General features: G+C 34.8%; 16 protein-coding genes. 8 read left to right on the top strand and 8 right to left on the bottom strand.

Annotated elements, in window-relative coordinates; all coding sequences use genetic code 11:
- Nucleotides 1-42 precede the first annotated feature (42 nt).
- Nucleotides 43-2,622 (top strand): Ig-like domain-containing protein, encoded by a 2,580-nt coding sequence (locus VB264_RS06790; RefSeq protein WP_323247885.1) that lies wholly within the window; start codon nucleotides 43-45, stop codon nucleotides 2,620-2,622.
- A 310-nt stretch (nucleotides 2,623-2,932) separates the two neighbouring features.
- Here the strand turns inward: VB264_RS06790 and VB264_RS06785 are convergent, their stop codons facing one another.
- The 3 genes from VB264_RS06785 to VB264_RS06775 all read right to left on the bottom strand — a co-directional run bounded on the left by VB264_RS06785 (nucleotide 2,933) and on the right by VB264_RS06775 (nucleotide 7,509).
- Nucleotides 2,933-3,748 (bottom strand): UbiA family prenyltransferase, encoded by an 816-nt coding sequence (locus VB264_RS06785; RefSeq protein WP_323247883.1) that lies wholly within the window; start codon nucleotides 3,746-3,748, stop codon nucleotides 2,933-2,935.
- Between the two features lie 80 nt (nucleotides 3,749-3,828).
- On the bottom strand, nucleotides 3,829-6,030 hold the full coding sequence (locus VB264_RS06780; RefSeq protein WP_323247882.1) for a B12-binding domain-containing radical SAM protein: 2,202 nt from the start codon (nucleotides 6,028-6,030) through the stop codon (nucleotides 3,829-3,831).
- Nucleotides 6,031-6,186: 156 nt separating this feature from the next.
- Nucleotides 6,187-7,509 carry a DEAD/DEAH box helicase gene (locus VB264_RS06775; protein WP_323247880.1) on the bottom strand — a complete coding sequence of 441 codons (1,323 nt, stop codon included), beginning with the start codon at nucleotides 7,507-7,509 and terminating at the stop codon, nucleotides 6,187-6,189.
- A 255-nt stretch (nucleotides 7,510-7,764) separates the two neighbouring features.
- Here VB264_RS06775 and VB264_RS06770 point away from each other — a divergent pair, with 255 nt between their 5' ends.
- Together VB264_RS06770 and VB264_RS06765 are read left to right on the top strand one after the other, a co-directional pair.
- On the top strand, nucleotides 7,765-8,556 hold the full coding sequence (locus VB264_RS06770) for a hypothetical protein (protein WP_323247878.1): 792 nt from the start codon (nucleotides 7,765-7,767) through the stop codon (nucleotides 8,554-8,556).
- Nucleotides 8,557-8,578: 22 nt separating this feature from the next.
- Entirely contained in the window at nucleotides 8,579-9,385 is an 807-nt protein-coding gene (locus VB264_RS06765) for a glycine-rich domain-containing protein (RefSeq protein WP_323247876.1), read from the top strand.
- 42 nt (nucleotides 9,386-9,427) lie between these two features.
- Here the strand turns inward: VB264_RS06765 and VB264_RS06760 are convergent, their stop codons facing one another.
- Both VB264_RS06760 and VB264_RS06755 read right to left on the bottom strand, forming a co-directional pair.
- Nucleotides 9,428-10,453 (bottom strand): ATP-grasp domain-containing protein, encoded by a 1,026-nt coding sequence (locus tag VB264_RS06760; protein WP_323247874.1) that lies wholly within the window; start codon nucleotides 10,451-10,453, stop codon nucleotides 9,428-9,430.
- A gap of 404 nt (nucleotides 10,454-10,857) precedes the next feature.
- On the bottom strand, nucleotides 10,858-12,216 hold the full coding sequence (locus VB264_RS06755) for a M24 family metallopeptidase (protein WP_323247872.1): 1,359 nt from the start codon (nucleotides 12,214-12,216) through the stop codon (nucleotides 10,858-10,860).
- Between the two features lie 194 nt (nucleotides 12,217-12,410).
- Here VB264_RS06755 and VB264_RS06750 point away from each other — a divergent pair, with 194 nt between their 5' ends.
- The gene (locus VB264_RS06750) at nucleotides 12,411-12,602 is read left to right on the top strand and encodes a hypothetical protein (RefSeq protein WP_323247870.1); all 192 of its coding nucleotides are present in this window, start codon (nucleotides 12,411-12,413) and stop codon (nucleotides 12,600-12,602) included.
- A gap of 72 nt (nucleotides 12,603-12,674) precedes the next feature.
- On the opposite strand, the gene VB264_RS06745 is transcribed toward VB264_RS06750, so the two are convergent.
- On the bottom strand, nucleotides 12,675-13,589 hold the full coding sequence (locus VB264_RS06745; protein ID WP_323247868.1) for an SRPBCC family protein: 915 nt from the start codon (nucleotides 13,587-13,589) through the stop codon (nucleotides 12,675-12,677).
- A 126-nt stretch (nucleotides 13,590-13,715) separates the two neighbouring features.
- Here VB264_RS06745 and VB264_RS06740 point away from each other — a divergent pair, with 126 nt between their 5' ends.
- From VB264_RS06740 to VB264_RS06725, 4 genes are all read left to right on the top strand, one after another.
- Nucleotides 13,716-14,702 carry a GlxA family transcriptional regulator gene (locus tag VB264_RS06740; RefSeq protein ID WP_323247866.1) on the top strand — a complete coding sequence of 329 codons (987 nt, stop codon included), beginning with the start codon at nucleotides 13,716-13,718 and terminating at the stop codon, nucleotides 14,700-14,702.
- A gap of 171 nt (nucleotides 14,703-14,873) precedes the next feature.
- Nucleotides 14,874-15,650: a LuxR C-terminal-related transcriptional regulator gene (locus VB264_RS06735; RefSeq protein WP_323247864.1), complete on the top strand. Its 777-nt coding sequence runs from the start codon at nucleotides 14,874-14,876 to the stop codon at nucleotides 15,648-15,650.
- 381 nt (nucleotides 15,651-16,031) lie between these two features.
- Complete coding sequence (locus tag VB264_RS06730; protein ID WP_323247862.1) at nucleotides 16,032-16,838, top strand: hypothetical protein; 807 nt, start codon at nucleotides 16,032-16,034, stop codon at nucleotides 16,836-16,838.
- 19 nt (nucleotides 16,839-16,857) lie between these two features.
- Nucleotides 16,858-17,307 (top strand): hypothetical protein, encoded by a 450-nt coding sequence (locus tag VB264_RS06725; RefSeq protein WP_323247860.1) that lies wholly within the window; start codon nucleotides 16,858-16,860, stop codon nucleotides 17,305-17,307.
- A gap of 247 nt (nucleotides 17,308-17,554) precedes the next feature.
- Here the strand turns inward: VB264_RS06725 and VB264_RS06720 are convergent, their stop codons facing one another.
- Together VB264_RS06720 and VB264_RS06715 are read right to left on the bottom strand one after the other, a co-directional pair.
- Nucleotides 17,555-17,905 (bottom strand): hypothetical protein, encoded by a 351-nt coding sequence (locus tag VB264_RS06720; RefSeq protein WP_323247858.1) that lies wholly within the window; start codon nucleotides 17,903-17,905, stop codon nucleotides 17,555-17,557.
- 47 nt (nucleotides 17,906-17,952) lie between these two features.
- Nucleotides 17,953-18,567: a hypothetical protein gene (locus VB264_RS06715; protein ID WP_323247856.1), complete on the bottom strand. Its 615-nt coding sequence runs from the start codon at nucleotides 18,565-18,567 to the stop codon at nucleotides 17,953-17,955.
- Nucleotides 18,568-18,594: the final 27 nt, after the last annotated feature.

The raw sequence follows: 18,594 nt of genomic DNA, 5'->3' as shown, positions 1-18,594 counted from the left end.
CTAATTTGATAAATATATTACTTGAAAAAATACAAATATAAAATGATGAACAATTTTAAATTATGGCTAAGTAAAGTCAATCAGACTTTATTCAACCTTTTCTTACCGATAACCAAGGTAGGCGTATTTTTCCAACAAAACATTCATCGTAATATTGTGATAAAACCTTTACTTTCTTATGAGAGAATACAATCCTCTCGTTTTCCAAACAACATCACTTCATTGGTAATATTGTTGTGTTCGATGCTCTCTTCTTTTTACTTAAAAGCTCAGAATGCACCTCTCGGATGTGATAAATACTACATGATTGTTAGTGAATTGCCAAATGCTACACAAGGTAGTCGTTCAGAGATATACCCTTTTGGTGGAACTGGTGCGGGGCCAGTGGGTTGTTCAATAAGTGGAGGTGGAGAAGGTATCGTAGTAGACCCGACTAAAAACGTAGCCTATATCGCTACCTGCTGTTTTAGATCAGAAATTTTAGTGTATGATTTAGCCAAAGGAGCTTACTTGGCACCTATACCAGTGCCAGGACAGGATTTACTAGATGTGGTGTTGTCTACTGATAGGAAATTTTTGTATGTAACTAGCTATCAGGGTGTATCAAAGGTTAGTACAACGACAAACACAGTAGTAGGTATTTATAGTACTAACCGTTTAACAAATAAAGATGTGGGATTGTGGGGTGTAGCTGTTAATCCTGCAAACGGGAGAGTATTTGTAGCTACAAACTATTTTTCAGGAGGTGGTTTAAGTACAATTGAATCTGTAGATTCAAGCTATGCAGGGCCTTCGTCATTGTTTACTACTGCTCCAAGTGGATATAACTATCGTGGTTTAAATTTTGGTGCGGATGGTACTCTTTGGGCAGTTGCCTCAGGAACTACTGGTCCAGACAAACTATTCCATTATAATGGAACAACTGGGGCTTTGATTGCCTCATTCGATTTTATAACTCCTTCTATCACTGGAACAGTAGGAGATGTAGAGGCATACGATTTAGCTTTTGGACCTGATGGTAATTTATATATTACTACATTTTATGGTGACTGTGTATCAAAATTTAATGTTACGACTAACACTTTTACGACTGAGATTGCTTATCAACCTGGGGAACAAGGTAAATCTATTGCCTTCGTATGTGGTAACTTAAAATGTGCTGGTTGTGATGCACCCACTGTCCTTGCAAGTGATATTAGCTTTACGCTTGGAACTTGTACAGGGTTTGTGCCTAACAACAATGGTACTGCTACTATTTCAAACCTAGTTTACAATGCATCAAAGGTCATTGAAGCTAGTATTAAAGAAGGTGAAACTTTTGGTACATCACCAATTTTTGGTGCAGGTGCTAACCAAACGTTAAGTGTTGGACAAACATCATTTACATTTACTGGTTTAAAGCCAGGGACTAAATATACTGTTCGTATTTGGTCGGGTAGCGATGCTTGTTACAACGATGTGACATTTAAAACATTAGATTTTAGTTCGAAGGTAACAACGTCAAGCGGGTCGGTTCTTTGTAATCCCGGTATTGGCACCTTGAATGCTACTTGTCCAGTTGGTTTAATCCCACAATGGTATAATTCGGCAACTTCAACAACTGTGTTGGGTACGGGGAATACTTTTATTTTTAATGCTACCTCAACCATTTCATTCTTTGTGGGTTGTAAAGCAAATGATAATCATTGTGGAGTTGCAACGGCTAATAGAACACAGTTGACAATTTCTGTGAGTAGCACTCCAGCTGCTCCATTACCAGCGACGGTGGCAGGAGGATTAATATGTGGTGCTGGGAGCCTTGATTTAAAAGCTACTTGCGCACCTAGTTATACCCCTATTTGGTATGATTCACAAAGTTCAGTAGTTATTTTAGGAGGAGGTAGTCCGTTCACTGTACCAGTCACTGCATCAAAAACATATTTTGTTGCTTGTAAAGATTTAGTGAGTGGTTGTGAATCGCCAGCAGGTAGCAGAACACCAGTTGTCGCAACATTTAGCCCAATTCCTGACCCTGTGATATCAACTTCGACTTCACCAGTTTGTGCAGGTACCAATGTTATTCTTTCTGTTACGCCAGCTACTTCTACGTATGTTTGGACGGGTCCTAATGGTTTTACTTCTTCTATTCAAAGTCCACAGCTTAATAATGTTCAAGTTAGCCAAGGTGGAATTTATAGTGTAGAAGTAAGCAATGGATTATGCTCTAATACTACGATGATTAATTTAGTTGTTTTTGATAGGGCACTGGGTATTACTGCTACATCTACCAATTCAACTTGTGACCAAGACCTTGTTAAAAATGATGGTACAATAAAGCTTGCAGGATTTAGTGCCAATTTGAGATATGATATTAGTGCAGGTGCAACTTATACAGGAGGAAAACTATATGCTACTTCGACGGCTATTCCAACTGACGGAGTGTTAAGGTCTGATGTACCAAATCCAACAACGGTTGTTCAGCAATATACCGTGCGAGTATTTAATGCAAATGATTGTTTTTCAGACCATACTGTAACCATCCAAAAAGTAACTTGTGACTGCGGTGTTGCTAGATGTATCCCATATACCATTAGCAAAACCAAAACCGCTGTTAAAAAAGATTTGATTCGTACAGTAGACTAATCATAAAATAATATTTTCACAAACATGAGTCATCCCGAATTTTAGAATCATAAAAAAGCGGTCGAGATTAGTTTTTCGACCGCTTTTTTATGATTGATGAACAACGAATTCCTACTGTTTGAGCGGTAGCGAGTCGGTTCGCCGATGCGATTAGGAATTCTTGATTTTCTTTTGCGGTCCGCCGCGCGGTTACTTTTCTTTCATCAAGGAAAGAAAAGTAAGGACTAGACAATAATTAAGTAGAAAACCTCTCAATTTGTCTCCAAAACGCACAATTTTAGGAAAAATTCGGGATGACTCATGTTTTGTTTTAAACAAGGATTGTGTGAGCGAGCCAAACTAAAATACCTTGCAAAAGTATGGTTCCATCTAAAATACCGTAATGATAAAAAGTAAGATTTTGGATAGATTTAATATTTAAAAAAAAGATAGTGCTGATTCCAGAGATGATAAAGGCAGGAAGGATAAACTGAAAAGGAGCATTTGAGTAATGAAAACAACTAATCAACAAGAAAGAAATCATTAAGAAATTGGCTATTCCTAATGATTTTTTGCTACCGATAAAATTCGGAATAGTAGTTAATCCCGACTGAATATCGGCATGCATATCTCTAATGTCAAAGGGAATAGTGATGGCAAAAACAAACAAAAACCGCTCGGTGAGCATGATGCTAACGTGCTGTGAATCAAAATGTCTTCCTGATTGAATAATGGGTAATAATATAGTAGTCGCTGACCAGACTATTGAGATAAGAAATATTTTCAGGAAAGGTATTTCCCTTAATCGGAAAAGGTATTTTTGATTTTTGAATATCGGTAATGAATAAAAAAAAGTAATTAAAGCAAAAGGAGCTAAGGTGATTAAAACCTCTTTTTTAGCAAGTAATACTGCAATTAAGAATCCTATTACAGAAAACACTACTAAGGCATAAAAGAGGTTTAAATATTCTTTCAGCCATTTGTGTTTATCATCATTTAAAGCCTCTTTATTGGTCAGTAAAGTAACAAGACGGTGTAAATTGTAATCAAACAAAGTAGCAAAAAAGATAATGAACAAATAAGGGTGCCACTGGGGAGCCATCCCCAATTGCAATTGAGTTTCTACCGTTAGTGCTACTGCCGCCAACGAAATGTAAATATTGGAGTTTATTAAGAAATTAAAAACCTTCAATGTTTTGAAAAGTATTCAGTGTTTTAAGAAAACGATTATAAAGTTAATAATCCAAAATTTTGGAGATTATTGACAGGCTTATTGAACCAAAACAATTCAAAATCTTCTAGTCCATACGTTTCGTAATGTGTTTTTACTTCTTGAAACGTATAAACTTTTGAACTTGATGCTGAAATCAATTGAAGTATTTCAACCAGCCATTCACCTTGCTTTTGTTCCACAGCAATATTAAAGCTTTCCTTTTTATCATGAAAAGACAGACTAGCTAGATTCAAGAGCCTACCTTTTTGATTTTTGGTAATATACTTGACCGTTGGTTTTGTGCTTAACCAAACAATTTTACTACTAGGTTTTAAAGAAACATCCTCCTCTTGATTGACGGCTTGCTCAATATAATTTTTGGGGATTTTTGTTTTAGGTATTTTAAAATCAAACCACTGACTAAGGTTTAAGTCAAAACCAATACCATGCATAAAATTGAACAGAGATTTTTTCAATCCTTCGCTAAATAGGCTGTGGTCTGTACCAGTAGGGTCAATATGAAAAATATCGTTATTGGCAAAACTACCAATTTTAGCACTCTCTTTCTGAACCTTGAATTGTTCTGGATACATTCCGACAGGGCTATGAGCCGTCATCGCGAATTGATGCCAAAAGCCAGATTGTAAAATGCCCAATTCAAACATCTGGCGTACCATTTCTAGCGAGTCAATGGTTTCTTGTGCCGTCTGAGTAGGGAATCCGTACATCAAATATGAATGCACCATAATGCCTGCTTCAGTAAAGTTACGGGTTACTCTGGCAACTTGGGCTACTGTCACACCCTTTTGAATCAATGCTAGTAATCTATCAGAGGCTACTTCTAAACCACCTGAAACGGCTATACAACCAGATGCTTTTAACAATAGACATAAATCGGCTGTAAAACTTTTTTCAAAACGTATATTTGTCCACCAAGTAACGGTTAGTTTTCGCCTGATAATCTCTAAAGCCAAAGAACGCATTAGGGCAGGAGGGGCGGCTTCATCGACAAAATGAAAGCCATTCTGCCCAGTCTGAGCCATCATCTCCTCCATTCTATCACAGAGTATTTTGGCAGAGATGGGTTCATAAAGTTTGATATAATCTAGCGAAATATCGCAGAAAGTACATTTACCCCAATAGCAACCATGCGCCATCGTAAGTTTATTCCATCTGCCATCACTCCACATTCGGTGCATAGGATTTACAATTTCTATGACAGAAATATATTTATCTAAAGGTAAATCAGCATAGTCTGGCGTACCCACAGCCGACTGTTTGTAATCATGCGTATGGCTATTATTAATGTATTTTACTTCACCATCTACTAAAGTAAAAGTCCTTTTTAAATCTTCTTGTTTTCGCTTGCCTTCTAAGTGTTCTATTAAATTATCCAAAGGGGCTTCACCGTCGTCTAAGGTAATAAAATCAAAAAACTCAAATACCCTTTTATCAGAAAGCGAACGTAATTCTGTATTCGGGAAACCTCCACCCATGGCAATTTTTACAGAGGGAAAATGTTTCTTAATCCATTGCCCACAACGAAAAGCACTGTATAAATTACCCGGAAAAGGGACTGTAATTGCTACCAAGTTAGGATTGAAATCAACCATTCTAGTCGCCAAAATCTTGATGAGTAATTCATCTATATAGGTGTACTCTTGCGATAATGCTTCATACAGTTCATCAAAACTGTTGGCCGAGCGACCTAACCGTTCGGCATAACGGCTAAAGCCAAAATGTGTATCAACGCATTCAACAATAATATCAGAAATATCTTCAAGGTAAAGTGTAGCAAAATGCTTGGCTTTATCTTGTGTTCCCATCGTTCCAAAAGCCCAATCTAGTTCTTCTAATTGAGCAAAGCGACTGGCTTCGGGCAAAAAATCTTCTTGGCAAATTAAATGAGATAAAGTAGGATTCTTTCCTTGTAAAAAAAGGATAACAGCATCAATTGTATGAATATAGTGGTCTTTAAGGGCTATAATACGTTGAGCATTGTCTGATAATGGTAGTGCTTGACTTTCAATTTGGGCAAACAGATTCAATAACCCTTCTTTAGAAAAAAGGCTTAATATTACTTCAATTCCTAAATCAGCTTGATTAGAAATAATATGTTTAGTATTCAAAAAACCTTTTATATACGCAGTAGCTGGATACGGGGTATTCAGTTGCGTAAAAGGAGGGGTTATTAAAAAAACTTTTTGCGTGTTCAATGTTGAATAGTTTTTGAAAAATGACTAAAAGACTTAGGGACTTTAAGACTAAAAGCACAAGTCACTGATTTCAAAATATTTGATTATAAAGATTAACTGAGACAGGAAATTTTTTCTTAAAGTCCTACGATCCTAAAGTCTATAAATCCATCAATATTATCTAGCCACTTCAATTTTATACTTCTTACCTTTCATCTTTTCATCACGAATGGTTTGTAGTAATTCTTTTACTTTTTCTTTTTTCACGGCAGCAAAAGAAGTAAAATCTTTTACTTCGATGAGCCCTAAATCACCTTTTTCTAATTTGCCTTTTTGAGAGAAAAACCCGACGATGTCAACCTTGTTTAGTTTGTTCTTCTTGCCTCCACTAATATAAATTGTGAGAAACTCAGGAGCTTGGGGTAGAGGGTTATTTTCTGGTACTTCTAATTCCTCTAAAGAATCATCTACATAGCTCGGACGATGTTCATTACGAGAGAAAATTAAATAGGCCGTACCTTCCGCATTCATACGTGCCGTTCTTCCGTTTCTATGAATAAACTCATGAGCCTGTAAGGGCAGATGATAATGAATTACGTGTTTCATCTCAGGAATATCCAAGCCTCTAGCCGCTAAGTCGGTCGTAACTAAATAACGAACACTACCATTTCTAAATTGAATCAAAGCACGCTCACGGTCGTCTTGGTCCATCCCGCCATGATAAAAAGTCGCATAGATACCCATATCTTGTAGTAGCTCACAAGTACGTTCAGCGGCATCCCGATGATTTAAAAAAATCAAGGCAGATTCAGAATTAATTGAGCAAAGCAGATTGAATAATGCATCAATTTTATCTTTTTGTTCTGAAATAACCACTTTCATTACTAAGCCCTCGGCTACTTTATCCTCTGGGATAAAATTCAATAAAGTAGGAGAAGAAACACCTGTAAACTCAGGAATTTTGATGCCTTTAGTAGCCGATACCAATACTCTTTTATTGAGTTTTCGTAAACCACCAATGATAAAAGACATTTGCTCATGAAAGCCAAGGTCTAACGATTTATCAAATTCATCTAATACTAACGTTTTGATACAGTCTAAGTTAAAAGACCTACGTGTTATATGGTCGGCAATTCGCCCAGGAGTACCGATTAATACTGCTGGCGGATTACTTAAATTTTTAATTTCAGTACCAACATCATGTCCGCCATAGCAAACATTTACTTTATAGCCCGTTGACATTTTCTTCCAAACCTGTTCGATTTGTAAAGCTAATTCACGCGATGGAGTAAGGATTAAACACTGTACAGAAGGAACATCAGGCTTTAATAATTGCAAAATAGGCATCAAAAAACCAATGGTTTTTCCAGAACCTGTAGGTGATATTAAAAGTACATTACTGTCTTCAAGGATAGCTTTTTGAGCCGCTTCTTGCATCGGATTCAAAGCTTCAATCCCCAAGTTTTGAAGAATTTGTTGTGTTGTCTGATTGGTTTCCATGCCACAAAGGTAAAACAAAATATCTGTTTAATTGGGCTAATATAAATATTGAAGATTAATAGAATGTAGGCGTTTAGAAAAGGGAAATAGTTGTTTTGGGATGATTGAAAATTAAATTTTATAGGTCTTCATATTGAATTGTCAAATTCATTTAATAAATTAAAATCTGGAATAAAGAATAGTTTTATTACTTCCGAAAAATCACATAAACTCAATTATTTATAACTACTATAATAAACTTTTATATTACGTATTATGAGATACCTTCTACTATTAATCTTACTCAGTTTATCAACTGCATTATTTTCTCAAAGTATAACCTCTATTTTGTACACAGAAAGAAATAAAGTTGATACTTTAATCGCTGAAATATCAGAAACTAAGATTGAGGATTCAAATGCTGGTGGCTGGTACTCAAAAGACAAATATATTTATCTTAAAGGAATATTACAGGTTAGGGAAAACTACGATGTTACAACTAACCTTCTTAATATAAAACAGTCATACTTTTATAATGATGATAAGTTAGATACAATTTTCTTTGAGTTTTGGACAAAACTTGGATATATGAGCCATAAAAACAAATATGTTTATAATGACACGGGTTTGATAAAAATACTGATTTACGATGGTAATGATGAATTAAAAAGCTATTGTTTAGTAGTAAATAATGAAAAAAAACTTCCTGTTTCTCTTAAAAATGTGAATGCTAATGAAACAATCATTGGTATAGAAAAAGCTGTTTATGACTTTGAAAATAATGAAGTCAATATAAGTATCTATAATGATAAAGGCGTTTTATTCAATAATGGTATCTATTCAATAAATTTTTTGAAAAATATGCAGGATATTATACTGAATGAAAAAGGAGATAAGACAGCGTATAAGCAAAAACTAAGTTACAATTCAAAAGAAGTAGTACAATTTGAAATAGAATATGATTATGACAAAAGGAATAATTGGGTAAAAAAGAAAGAATTTGTTTTAGAAGGCCAGAAAAGAAAAAAATATCAAACTGTTAAAAGAACAATTACCTATGTTAATTAAACTGAAATAAACCTTCTACAAAATGACGACACAACAAGCTGAATTATGGCAAAAAATCAGAAATTTCTCACTTGATGATAACTCCGTTGTATTTAAGTTCTCTGATCGTGTTGCCCGTGAAAATGGTTGGACAAAAACTTATTCACTTCGTGTGATTGAAGAGTATAAAAAGTTTATCTTTCTGTGTTGTATTACTGATACAGGCGTAACGCCTTCAGATTCTGTTGACCAAGTCTGGCATTTGCATCTTACATTCACTAAATCTTATTGGGTTGATTTTTGTAGAAATACCCTAGAGAAGGAAATTCATCATAATCCTACAAAAGGAGGTGAGAAAGAAGCTTTGAAATTCAATGATTTTTATACGCATTCCCATCAATTGTATTTTGAAATATTTGGGGCAATACCACCAGAAGATATTTGGCAGGATAATCATACCCGATTTTCAGATGTCGATTTCCAAAGAGTTAACCTGAAAAAGTTTTGGATTATAGAGAAACCTACACTTCCAATCATTCGAATAACAGTATTAGTCATTACATTTTGTATTTTAGGTTTATTTGTTCAAGCATCAGGTAGTATTTTTATGCTAATAATTACAGGCATTGTAATTATTGTAGGCTTACTTGACGTTGTTATAAAAGCTATAACTAATAAAAATTGGGATAAAAAGGAACCTCCACAAAAAGATAATGATATTGGAAGTGGTTGTTCTACTTCATCTAGTTTTGATAGCCATCATGGGCATAGTAGCGATAGTGGTTGTAGTAGTGGTTGTTCTGGATGCGCAGCTTCTGGCTGTAGTGGTTGCGGAGGAGGTGGGGATTGAGGCTTTAAATTTTATTAAAAGTGATATAATATAAATACCTATTCATCCAAAATGCTTGCGAGCTACTTGCCAAATAATTTTAGTTGGAACAGGCATAATTCCATTAGCTTGCTGTTGAATAGAAATATCTGCGATAATTTTCCAGTGCTTGGCTAAATCACGGTAGGCATTCCAAACTGTATTACTGGGGTCATAGATATGTCCAGGTTCTGAACTGACACCATTTAACTCCATAATTTTGATATTTTTACCTTCGTATAAGTCTTCAATGGATTTTACTTTCATATCAAAACGACCATAATGAAAACCATCAATAGGTAAGGCGATTTTATCAAAAACTTTGTTGATTTTTTCATTAACCAAGAAGTTGTTATCTAAGAATTTAGTACCCCTACAATGATTACCAATTGGTTCTAATAAACGCTTTTGTCCTGCTGGAATTACCTCTTTTATTTTTTCGCCCAAACGTATACGCATATTTTCTAATTGAAATCTGGCACGTGTATTTGCTTGCATCAATTCTTCAATGCTAGATTTACCATCTCCTGTTACTGAAAGAAATTCTTTTCGGGTAATAGAGCTTACTTGACCTTTAGGTTGGTTGGGATAACGATAATAGAGCACTCCTAATTCAATATCAAAAGTGATAAATTCTTGAATAATGAAATCTTCTTGAACAGATTGCAGGTATTTTTCAAGTGATATAACATCAGCAATTTTTTCCACTTGCGAGCCTCTTTCTCCTACATTTGGCTTGCAAATGATGGGAAACTCAAGCTGATTCGCTATCAATTGTTGTTGGATACTGGTTAATGGAGTCCCTTTTGATACAAAGAAATAAGTTGGCAGAAATTTCGCAGGAATTTGGTTAAGAATCTCAATTTTGCTTTCACCAAAGAAACCCCCATAGTCAATACAAGGGTCGGCATTGGTAAAAAAAGTAAGTGAGCGAGTACGAGTAGCTTGATAAAGCCAATAAGGGAGTAGTGGAATATAAAACATCCACCATGTCCAATATTCAAAATTCGTAAGTTTAATGAGCCAAAGGGGTAATTGTATTTTATTCATATCACAAACTTACGCATATTGTGGAAATGGTAGATGTCGGTAATCAGACAGTTTTGGTTTTTATGCTGCTATATGCTTTAGGCCGTAAGCTGTAGGCTTTTTTTGCTTTTGGACTTCGGCTTTTAGCTTTCAGATGTCGGATGTCAGCTTTCGGACTTTGGCTTTCAGATGTCGGATGTCAGCTTTCGGTTAAAGCTTAGCTATCTATTTTTAAGAGCAATTACTAACGTCCTAACTAATCAATAGAAAATAATCACTAACTCGAAACTCACTAACTAACAATTGAAAATAATCACTAAATCACAACTCACTAACTCACCATTCACACAATCACTAACTCGCAACTCGCTAACTAACAATTAAAAATAATCACTCAATCACAACTCACTAAATCACTAAATAATCTATTGTCCTAAGTGTTGAATTTTATCTCTTCGAGGAATTGTCAGAATCTGCTTTTGTCGTCCGTCGATGTAATGTACCTTTCCATTGATAAAAATCCCTTGTTCCTCTAGCATTACTCTTACTTCTTTATTTCCCCATTCTGGAATTTTCACTTTCGCATTTAACTCTATAGCATAAGCTGTGTTTTCATTCAAAGGATATTCACCATTACCCGGCACGCCCCCTTGCATATCCCACATACCAATGGTTGTGCCTGCTGCATGACCGTGATAGCCTACTGGATGAGAATATATTTGAGCCACCAGACCATCTTGTTCTGCTTTGCGGAGGGATAATGCTAAAATTTGATTGCCTGTCATGCCCACTTTAAAGAAGCCCGTCATGATATCCTGTAAATGATTTCCCGCTACCAAAGCCTTTCTTAAATATTCTGGAAGTTCTACCTCTTCAGGACGTAATACATAAGCTAATTCTTGAACATCAGTATTCAACCGAAGATAAGTTATGCCAAAATCACAATGCAATAAATCACCTGGCAGTATTACATCCTCTGCTGGGCGACGGTCGTAAGGCCAATTAGTTTTGTCAGGGTCGGGTCGCTGAACATCCACCGTTGGATGAAACCAAGTATCTAGTTTTAATTCGGCTACTCTTTCACGGAGATACCAAACTACATCTTCAGTAGTAGTTACACCCGGAACAATTACTTTCTCAGAGAATGCCTCTGCAATAATTTGATGTGTAATACGGTCGAGGGTTTCGTAAAGTGCTATCTCACGAGGCGTTCTACTTTCTAACCAGCCAACAGCCAATTTTTCACTAGAGATTAGTTTCTCTTGACTTTTCTTGGATAGACTTTGTACCAAACCCTCATGTTCAGAGTGTGATAAACCATCAGAATGTGCATATTGCTCTGAAACATCAATCGCAATTTTCTTAGGATTTCGCTCTTCAATCAATGCAGAAAGACGTTTCCATTGATTAGGTTCTTCATCGGGTTTCCAAGCAGATTTAAAAATTGTCCCTACATTATAGCGAGCAACAGCCAAACATTCCAAGCCTTCTTTTTCACCTTTATCGTAAATTAACAAAATCGTTCTTCGGCGAGCATTCAGCCAAGTAGATGGCAACATCGTTTTAATAATAGGGTCTTCATTATATTCACGAGCAATGATTAACCACATATCAATACCTTGTTTTCGCATTAATGAAGGCAACAAGGTTTTAAAACGTTCTTCCAACAATTGGTCTTGCAAAACGGCTCTATCTTTTAACGCTAAAATTTTAGGAATATCCTGTGCAAAAAGGGAATGAATAGAAAAAAGTAAGGCAATAAAGGCAATGTATAGTTTGTTCATGATGAGGGATTTTGATGAAATTTGATTCTTATAAAAATAAGGGAATTTATCTAGATTTCATCTCAAAAGTATGTATTCATCTATGAAATATTATTTCTGTTCTACTAACCTCAACACTTTATTATATCTATATAATGCTAAATTTAGGGTAATCAAAATTGATATTAATTTTATACAGCTAATTGAAATATGATATGGGAGCGATAACAAAAGTTTCAGATAAAATTGAATTAATTCATACGCCTACTTTTTTTGAAGTAGAAGCTAATTATTCTTTTGATGAAAAAGATGGAAAGCTTGAGTTTGAATGGATTGAAATGGAATTTGCGTTTGCCAAACAAAAATTGACAGAAGGTGCTTCAACATTGGAGATAAATACAATGTAGTACCTTTCTCAAACATTACTCTTTTTATACCTATATCAACGAAAAGTGCTTTTCTAAACAAGATAGCCTTTATTATCCAAAAACGTTTGTCCCTTTTCCTGTAGTTATCAAGCTGAATAAACTTGCTTGAATTAGCTGTTCCCAAGCCACTGAACAAGCACCATAACACTCGATTGTTGGTACTAAACCAACGTGTGTAAAACGTACTTGTGTTTTGTTGTTTATTTCATTAATCTCAATAATTATTTTGGTACCTGTCCATTCTGATTTGTCGGTAAAAGAATTCAATTTGCTATCGGTTACTAGCCAAACAATTTTTTCGTTGGGAATAAATGCTACTATTTTCTGTTTTGAAAAATGATGTTCTTTCATCCGATAATCAAACTCATCATCCAGTTGATTGGTGCTACCTTCAATTTCTCCTTGCCACCAGCCACGAACATTATTGATCGCACTAAATACTTCCTCTGGAGTTTGATTTACAAAAAAGGTAGTGGTATAGTTTGAAGTCGCCATTTTCTTTTCGTCTTCAGTTTGTGGATTTTCTTTGCTGTTAGGCTGTCCAGTACCTGTTGTAATAAGGCTATACAAACTTTTTTGGATATAAGTGTTCCAAGCATTTTCACAAATATCATAACACTCATAATCGGGTACTAAGCCTACTTGAGTGAATTGTAATTGTGTTTTTCCATCTTTTTCGGTTATTTCAAAAACCAATGTATTGCCTTTCCATTCGTCTTTGTTTTGGGTGAAACTAAAATAGTTGTCCAGTACTTGCCAAATTACTTTTTTGTTGGGAATAAGTTCTATCGTTAGCATCTTGCAACGATGTACATCTTGATAATGATAGTTCCATTCGCTGTAAAGTTTGTCTGTAGTGCCTTTAATCTCTTCACTCCACCAACCACGAACATTGTTAATGGCTTTGTAAACTTCTTCCGCTGTATTATCAACTAAGATAGTTGTTGTAAAATTAGATGCTTTCATGTTTCTTTCTTTAATATTGAGATAATACAAATATATTGTCTAATATTTACTTTAAGGAGGTGTTAAATAGACTTTATAATGGGTTGATTTGGACAATTGAAATTATTACTTTTACTCAAAAAAGCAATGAAACATCTCACTATTATCGTTCCTAATGGCGAAAATAACCTTAGTAGTATTTCTGGTGCGTATGAAATATTTAATAAGGCAAATAACTATTGGAAAGAAAACCTCAAGAAAGAATTGTTTATCATTCAACTAGCTGGAATTGCTGAAAAAGTAGAGTTTAATGGCGGATTATTTACGGTAAAACCACATCTGAATATTTCGGCTATTGAAAAAACAAACCTTATCATTATACCTTCCTTAAATCATAATTATAAACTTGCGTTGAAAGACAACGAGTTGTTGATAGAGTGGCTAGAAAAACAATATAAAAACGGAGCGGAAATTGCCACTATTTGTACTGGAGCGTTTATGCTTGCAGCATCAGGAATGCTTAATGGGAGAAGTTGTTCTACACATTGGTCGGTTACTGAAAACTTTAGAATGATGTTTCCAAAAGTTAGTTTGCAAATTGATAAATTAATTACCGACGAGAACGGCATTTATACCAATGGCGGAGCGTATTCATTTCTTAATTTAATGCTATACCTGATTGAAAAATATTACGACAGGCAAACGGCTATTTATTGTTCAAAAGTGTTTCAGATAGAAATGGACAGAAATACGCAGTCTGAATTTGCTATTTTTACAGGGCAAAAAAAACATGATGACGAAGTGGTTCTTCAAGCACAGGAATACATTGAAAAGAATATCGCCGAAAAAATCACTATTGAAGATTTATCTACCAAGTATAATGTTAGTAGAAGAAATTTTGATCGAAGGTTTATTAAAGCAACAGGTAATACCCCTATTGAATATTCGCAAAGAGTGAAAATTGAAACCGCAAAAAAATCATTTGAAACCAACCGTAAGACAATCAATGAAGTAATGTATGAAGTTGGCTACTCAGATGTAAAAGCATTTCGGGAAGTCTTTCGGAAAATTACAGGTATGTCTCCATTGGAATATAAAGGGAAGTATTACAAAGATGCTGTATTGAATGTATAAATTTTGATAGCTACAAAGTCGTTTAGGAACTCTGCTGACATTTTGGGCTTAGCAATGTAAGGGAATTCTTTAGAAAAATAGATGTTGTAAACCAAAAAATATTTGGTTCATAGCATTGCTTTGTTTCTTGAAAAGTTTAATTTAGTAATCGCTATTTATTTTTATTTTATTATGTCAAACCAGCATTCACAACTTTACGTCCGAGCCAAAAAAATATGGGGTACAGTAGTAAAAGATGCCCCCGAATACCCTCTTGAATTAAAATTACAGCTAGAGTTACACAAGCAACTCCTTAATCTCTTTCAGCCAGGTACTTATTATTATTATGTATTCAATATTTTTCAGGCAGATTTTGACTATGTAAGCACTGGAGTTACCAATCTATTGGGCTATATGCCCGAAGAAATGGATATTCATTTGTTCTTGGAAATAATACATCCAGACGACAAACCTTACTTTATACAATTTGAGCAGCGGATTACAGAATTTTTTAAGACCTTACCGTTTGAGAAAATTCCAAAATATAAAATGCAATACGATTTAAGGATGCGTACAAAGGATAACCGTTATGTACGAATACTACACCAAGCAGTACAAATAGATTTTGACGAAACCAATTACTACCGTACTTTGGATGTAGACACAGACATTTCACACATAAAACAGGACGGCATACCTTCATTTTCCATCATAGGACTTGACGGTGAACCATCATATTACAACATCACTGAAACGAACACGCTTACCTTATCTCATGACCTTTTTACGCGAAGAGAACGTGTGATTTTAAAAATGATTGTAGAGAATAAAAGCAGTAAAGAAATTGCCAGTGAGCTTTTTATAAGCCATCATACTGTAAACGTACATCGCAAAAATATCTTGAGAAAAGCTGATGTTACAACGCCCATCGAATTGGTGTGTAAAGCATTACAGGAAGGTTGGGTTTAATTCACTAATAAAATAGCGACCATTTATTGAGCTTAATAGCGCGCTAATTATTGGCACTTTTACGGGACGTTAGGTTTAATAACCTATTAACTTCTTCTGGAAGTACTTTTATTGTTTTAAGCCATATCAGAAGGGAGAACAAAATATTATTTGGCTTAGCACTGCATCGAACTAATAAAAATCATCTTTGAATATTGAAGAAGGCAGTCAAAAAATACCTAGTGCTAGGTATTGTCTTGCACTTTCTAATTTTTTAAGTTTGTTATATTAAGCCATTTACTTTACTAATAACAATAGCTGCTTTATTCTATGAAACACTTCTTCCTACATTCAGGTTGTCAATTATCGGAGTTAAAATTGCGTAAGAACAAATTATTTTTAATGCTCTTATTCGCTATTTCTCCCTCATTTCTATTCGCACAAGATATTATCATCAAGAATGATAAATCTGAACTTAAGGCGAAGGTTGTTGAAATAACGAGTGATTTTATTAAATATCATGATTGGGATAACCTGACGGGACCAATATATAATATCGCCAAATCGCAGGTGTTCATGATAAATTATCAAAATGGTAAAAGAGAGTTTATTACTAATAGCAGTACTGAAAGTACTAAGGTACCTACCACGGTGAATAACGTTAGTAATACCGAGTCTGTAAATGATTCCCCATATACTTTTATGCCTAAAGAAAAAAATAAACCGAAAGGATACGCTACCTTTCCTGATAGAATAACTTATGTTGGGGTAGCACTGAATAATATCGGTAAAACTACCATTCCTACCATTGTAACAATGACCGACATATTTGTTGCACCTAACATTGCTCTTACGACAGGTGTAACATTGATGTATGATAACTCAAAAGTGGAAACAGTAATTGGTACTTTCAGCAGTAAAGTTGTTTCAATTGGAGCATTGGTTGGAGGAGCATATTACTTGAATCAGGCATTGAAACTAGATAAAACCAAAGGTGCTTTGTATATTGGTGCAGCTGTTGCGTATACTTATACTGCGGTAAGTTCTGATGCTTTAGACGAGATGGTTACCTCTGGAGATTTTGGTGGATTTGGTCGTGTTGGCGGTCGCTTAAATTTTACGAAGGGTTTTGGAGCTTTTGCTGAAGTTCAAGTAGGAAAGGGAGACCCGGGCATTATTGGAGGATTGACGTTTAGTATTATAAAATAAAGTTCTTAGGACTGATACAATGAAAACATCATTACTAAAATCTCTCATTGTAATAGCAATAGTCTGCTTAATTGTGGGTGGTTGTAAGAAAGAAGATGCAACCCCTGCTAGTGGTGAATTTAGTTTTGGTAGCACTAAATATTCTGGAGGTTGTTATGCTAATGCTTCCTCATTTTGTTCAGGCTCGACTGATGTAATGATTGTATCGACGAATAAGGTTAACAACTTCATTGTTTACAACATGCCCACTAGTAGTTCGGGTAGCTTTACGATTACTAATGGCTGGAGTACCAGTACCTCTTGTGGTGATATTTACGTATTAGCAGTAAAAGAAGCAGGAGCGTTATCTGCCAGCATTAATGGAACGCTTATCAAAACAGGGGCAAAGTCATTCACGCTGACAACAAACGTGACCGATAGCCCTTCTATGTCGGCTGCAACTACAAGCAAGGCAACGGGTAGTTATTAGAGAAGCTAGAGCGTTGTAAATAAGAAACTTAAAATTGACTAGTATTACAATAATATTTTTATAGTAGATTGCTACACCTATTTTGATAAATAACCTTCCCCAATTGGACTTTTTCTGATTTTCATTTTGAAACTAAAATCAGAAAAAGTCATAATCCAAATTTGAGTCACAAATGCGTTATATCTTTGCAGTCGAAGACTGCAATTTTATTTGTCGTCATATATTTCTCTTTTGATACTACTAATTTTCATCTAAACTCCTTTGTCACTTCAATTTTTCCAACGATGTTGTTGTTAAACTCTTCTAGCTCATCAGCATCTACCCAAAGTTCATTGTGGATTTCAGCACCCACATTTTCTACTTTAAACTTTTTAAGATAATTGGTATTTACAGCAAATTTTGTCACGTAACCAACACCATAAGCAGGTACATTCCATTCTCTTGCAATCTGAATAGCGTATTCTTCATTCATTACAGGGTAAAAAATGGGTTGCTCGGGTAGTCTAGGGGGAAACTTTGTCCAGTCGGAACTAGCGATTTTATCTAATTCAGCTTGATTGACAGGTCTAAATAAATAGGTTGTTTCTGTGGTTTGCATTATGTTTTAAGAAAGATGTTTTATTGTTTTCTTTCTCCGTGGGCTATTTATATATTTGGTGGAACAAGACAGATTTGATTGGGTGGGTTTTTGTATCGTGTCCAAATCTTGTAAATAAAAAATATAGCCATACTCAATCCAACAGCGATTACTCCCTTGTCGCCAAGAAGCCCAACAACATAGTTAAAAACTTTTGCCTTATTAGAGTTAGCTTCTTCTATTGTTCCATTTTCTATTGCGATTGCTTCATAATATGAAAAAATTGTATAAGCTATTGTTGCTACAAGTCCTATTAAATAATTCCTGATAGCACGAAAAGGCGTTAAAGCTTCATTTGTTTTCTGATAATATTGGTTTTTTATAAAATAGCTAAAGAAAACATCGTAATCTTCTTTGTTTATAAAGCTGAATTCACAATCTATAGGAATTCCACCTAAAGTCTTATACTTTATCAAGATATCATCTTCATTCTCTTCTTTTTTAATTGATTTTATAGCATCATATTTGATTTCAACTTTTGTTGCAAAAGAAAGTGCTTTATTCCAAGCTTCTTGAAATGTAGAGTAGGTGTCGTGATTTTGACTTGAAAATTTTAGAGAATCTTCGTCAATTATCAAAGCAGAAATTTTGTGGCCTTTGATAGTAAATACTTTGTCCATCATTTTTTATTATATCAGTGTTTTTATTTT

Source organism: Arcicella aquatica (assembly GCF_034928825.1).
In the GTDB taxonomy this organism is placed as follows: Bacteria; Bacteroidota; Bacteroidia; order Cytophagales; family Spirosomataceae; genus Arcicella; species Arcicella aquatica.
The sequence above is the reverse complement of the archived record's forward strand: the minus strand, read 5'-3'. Positions and strand labels throughout refer to the sequence as shown.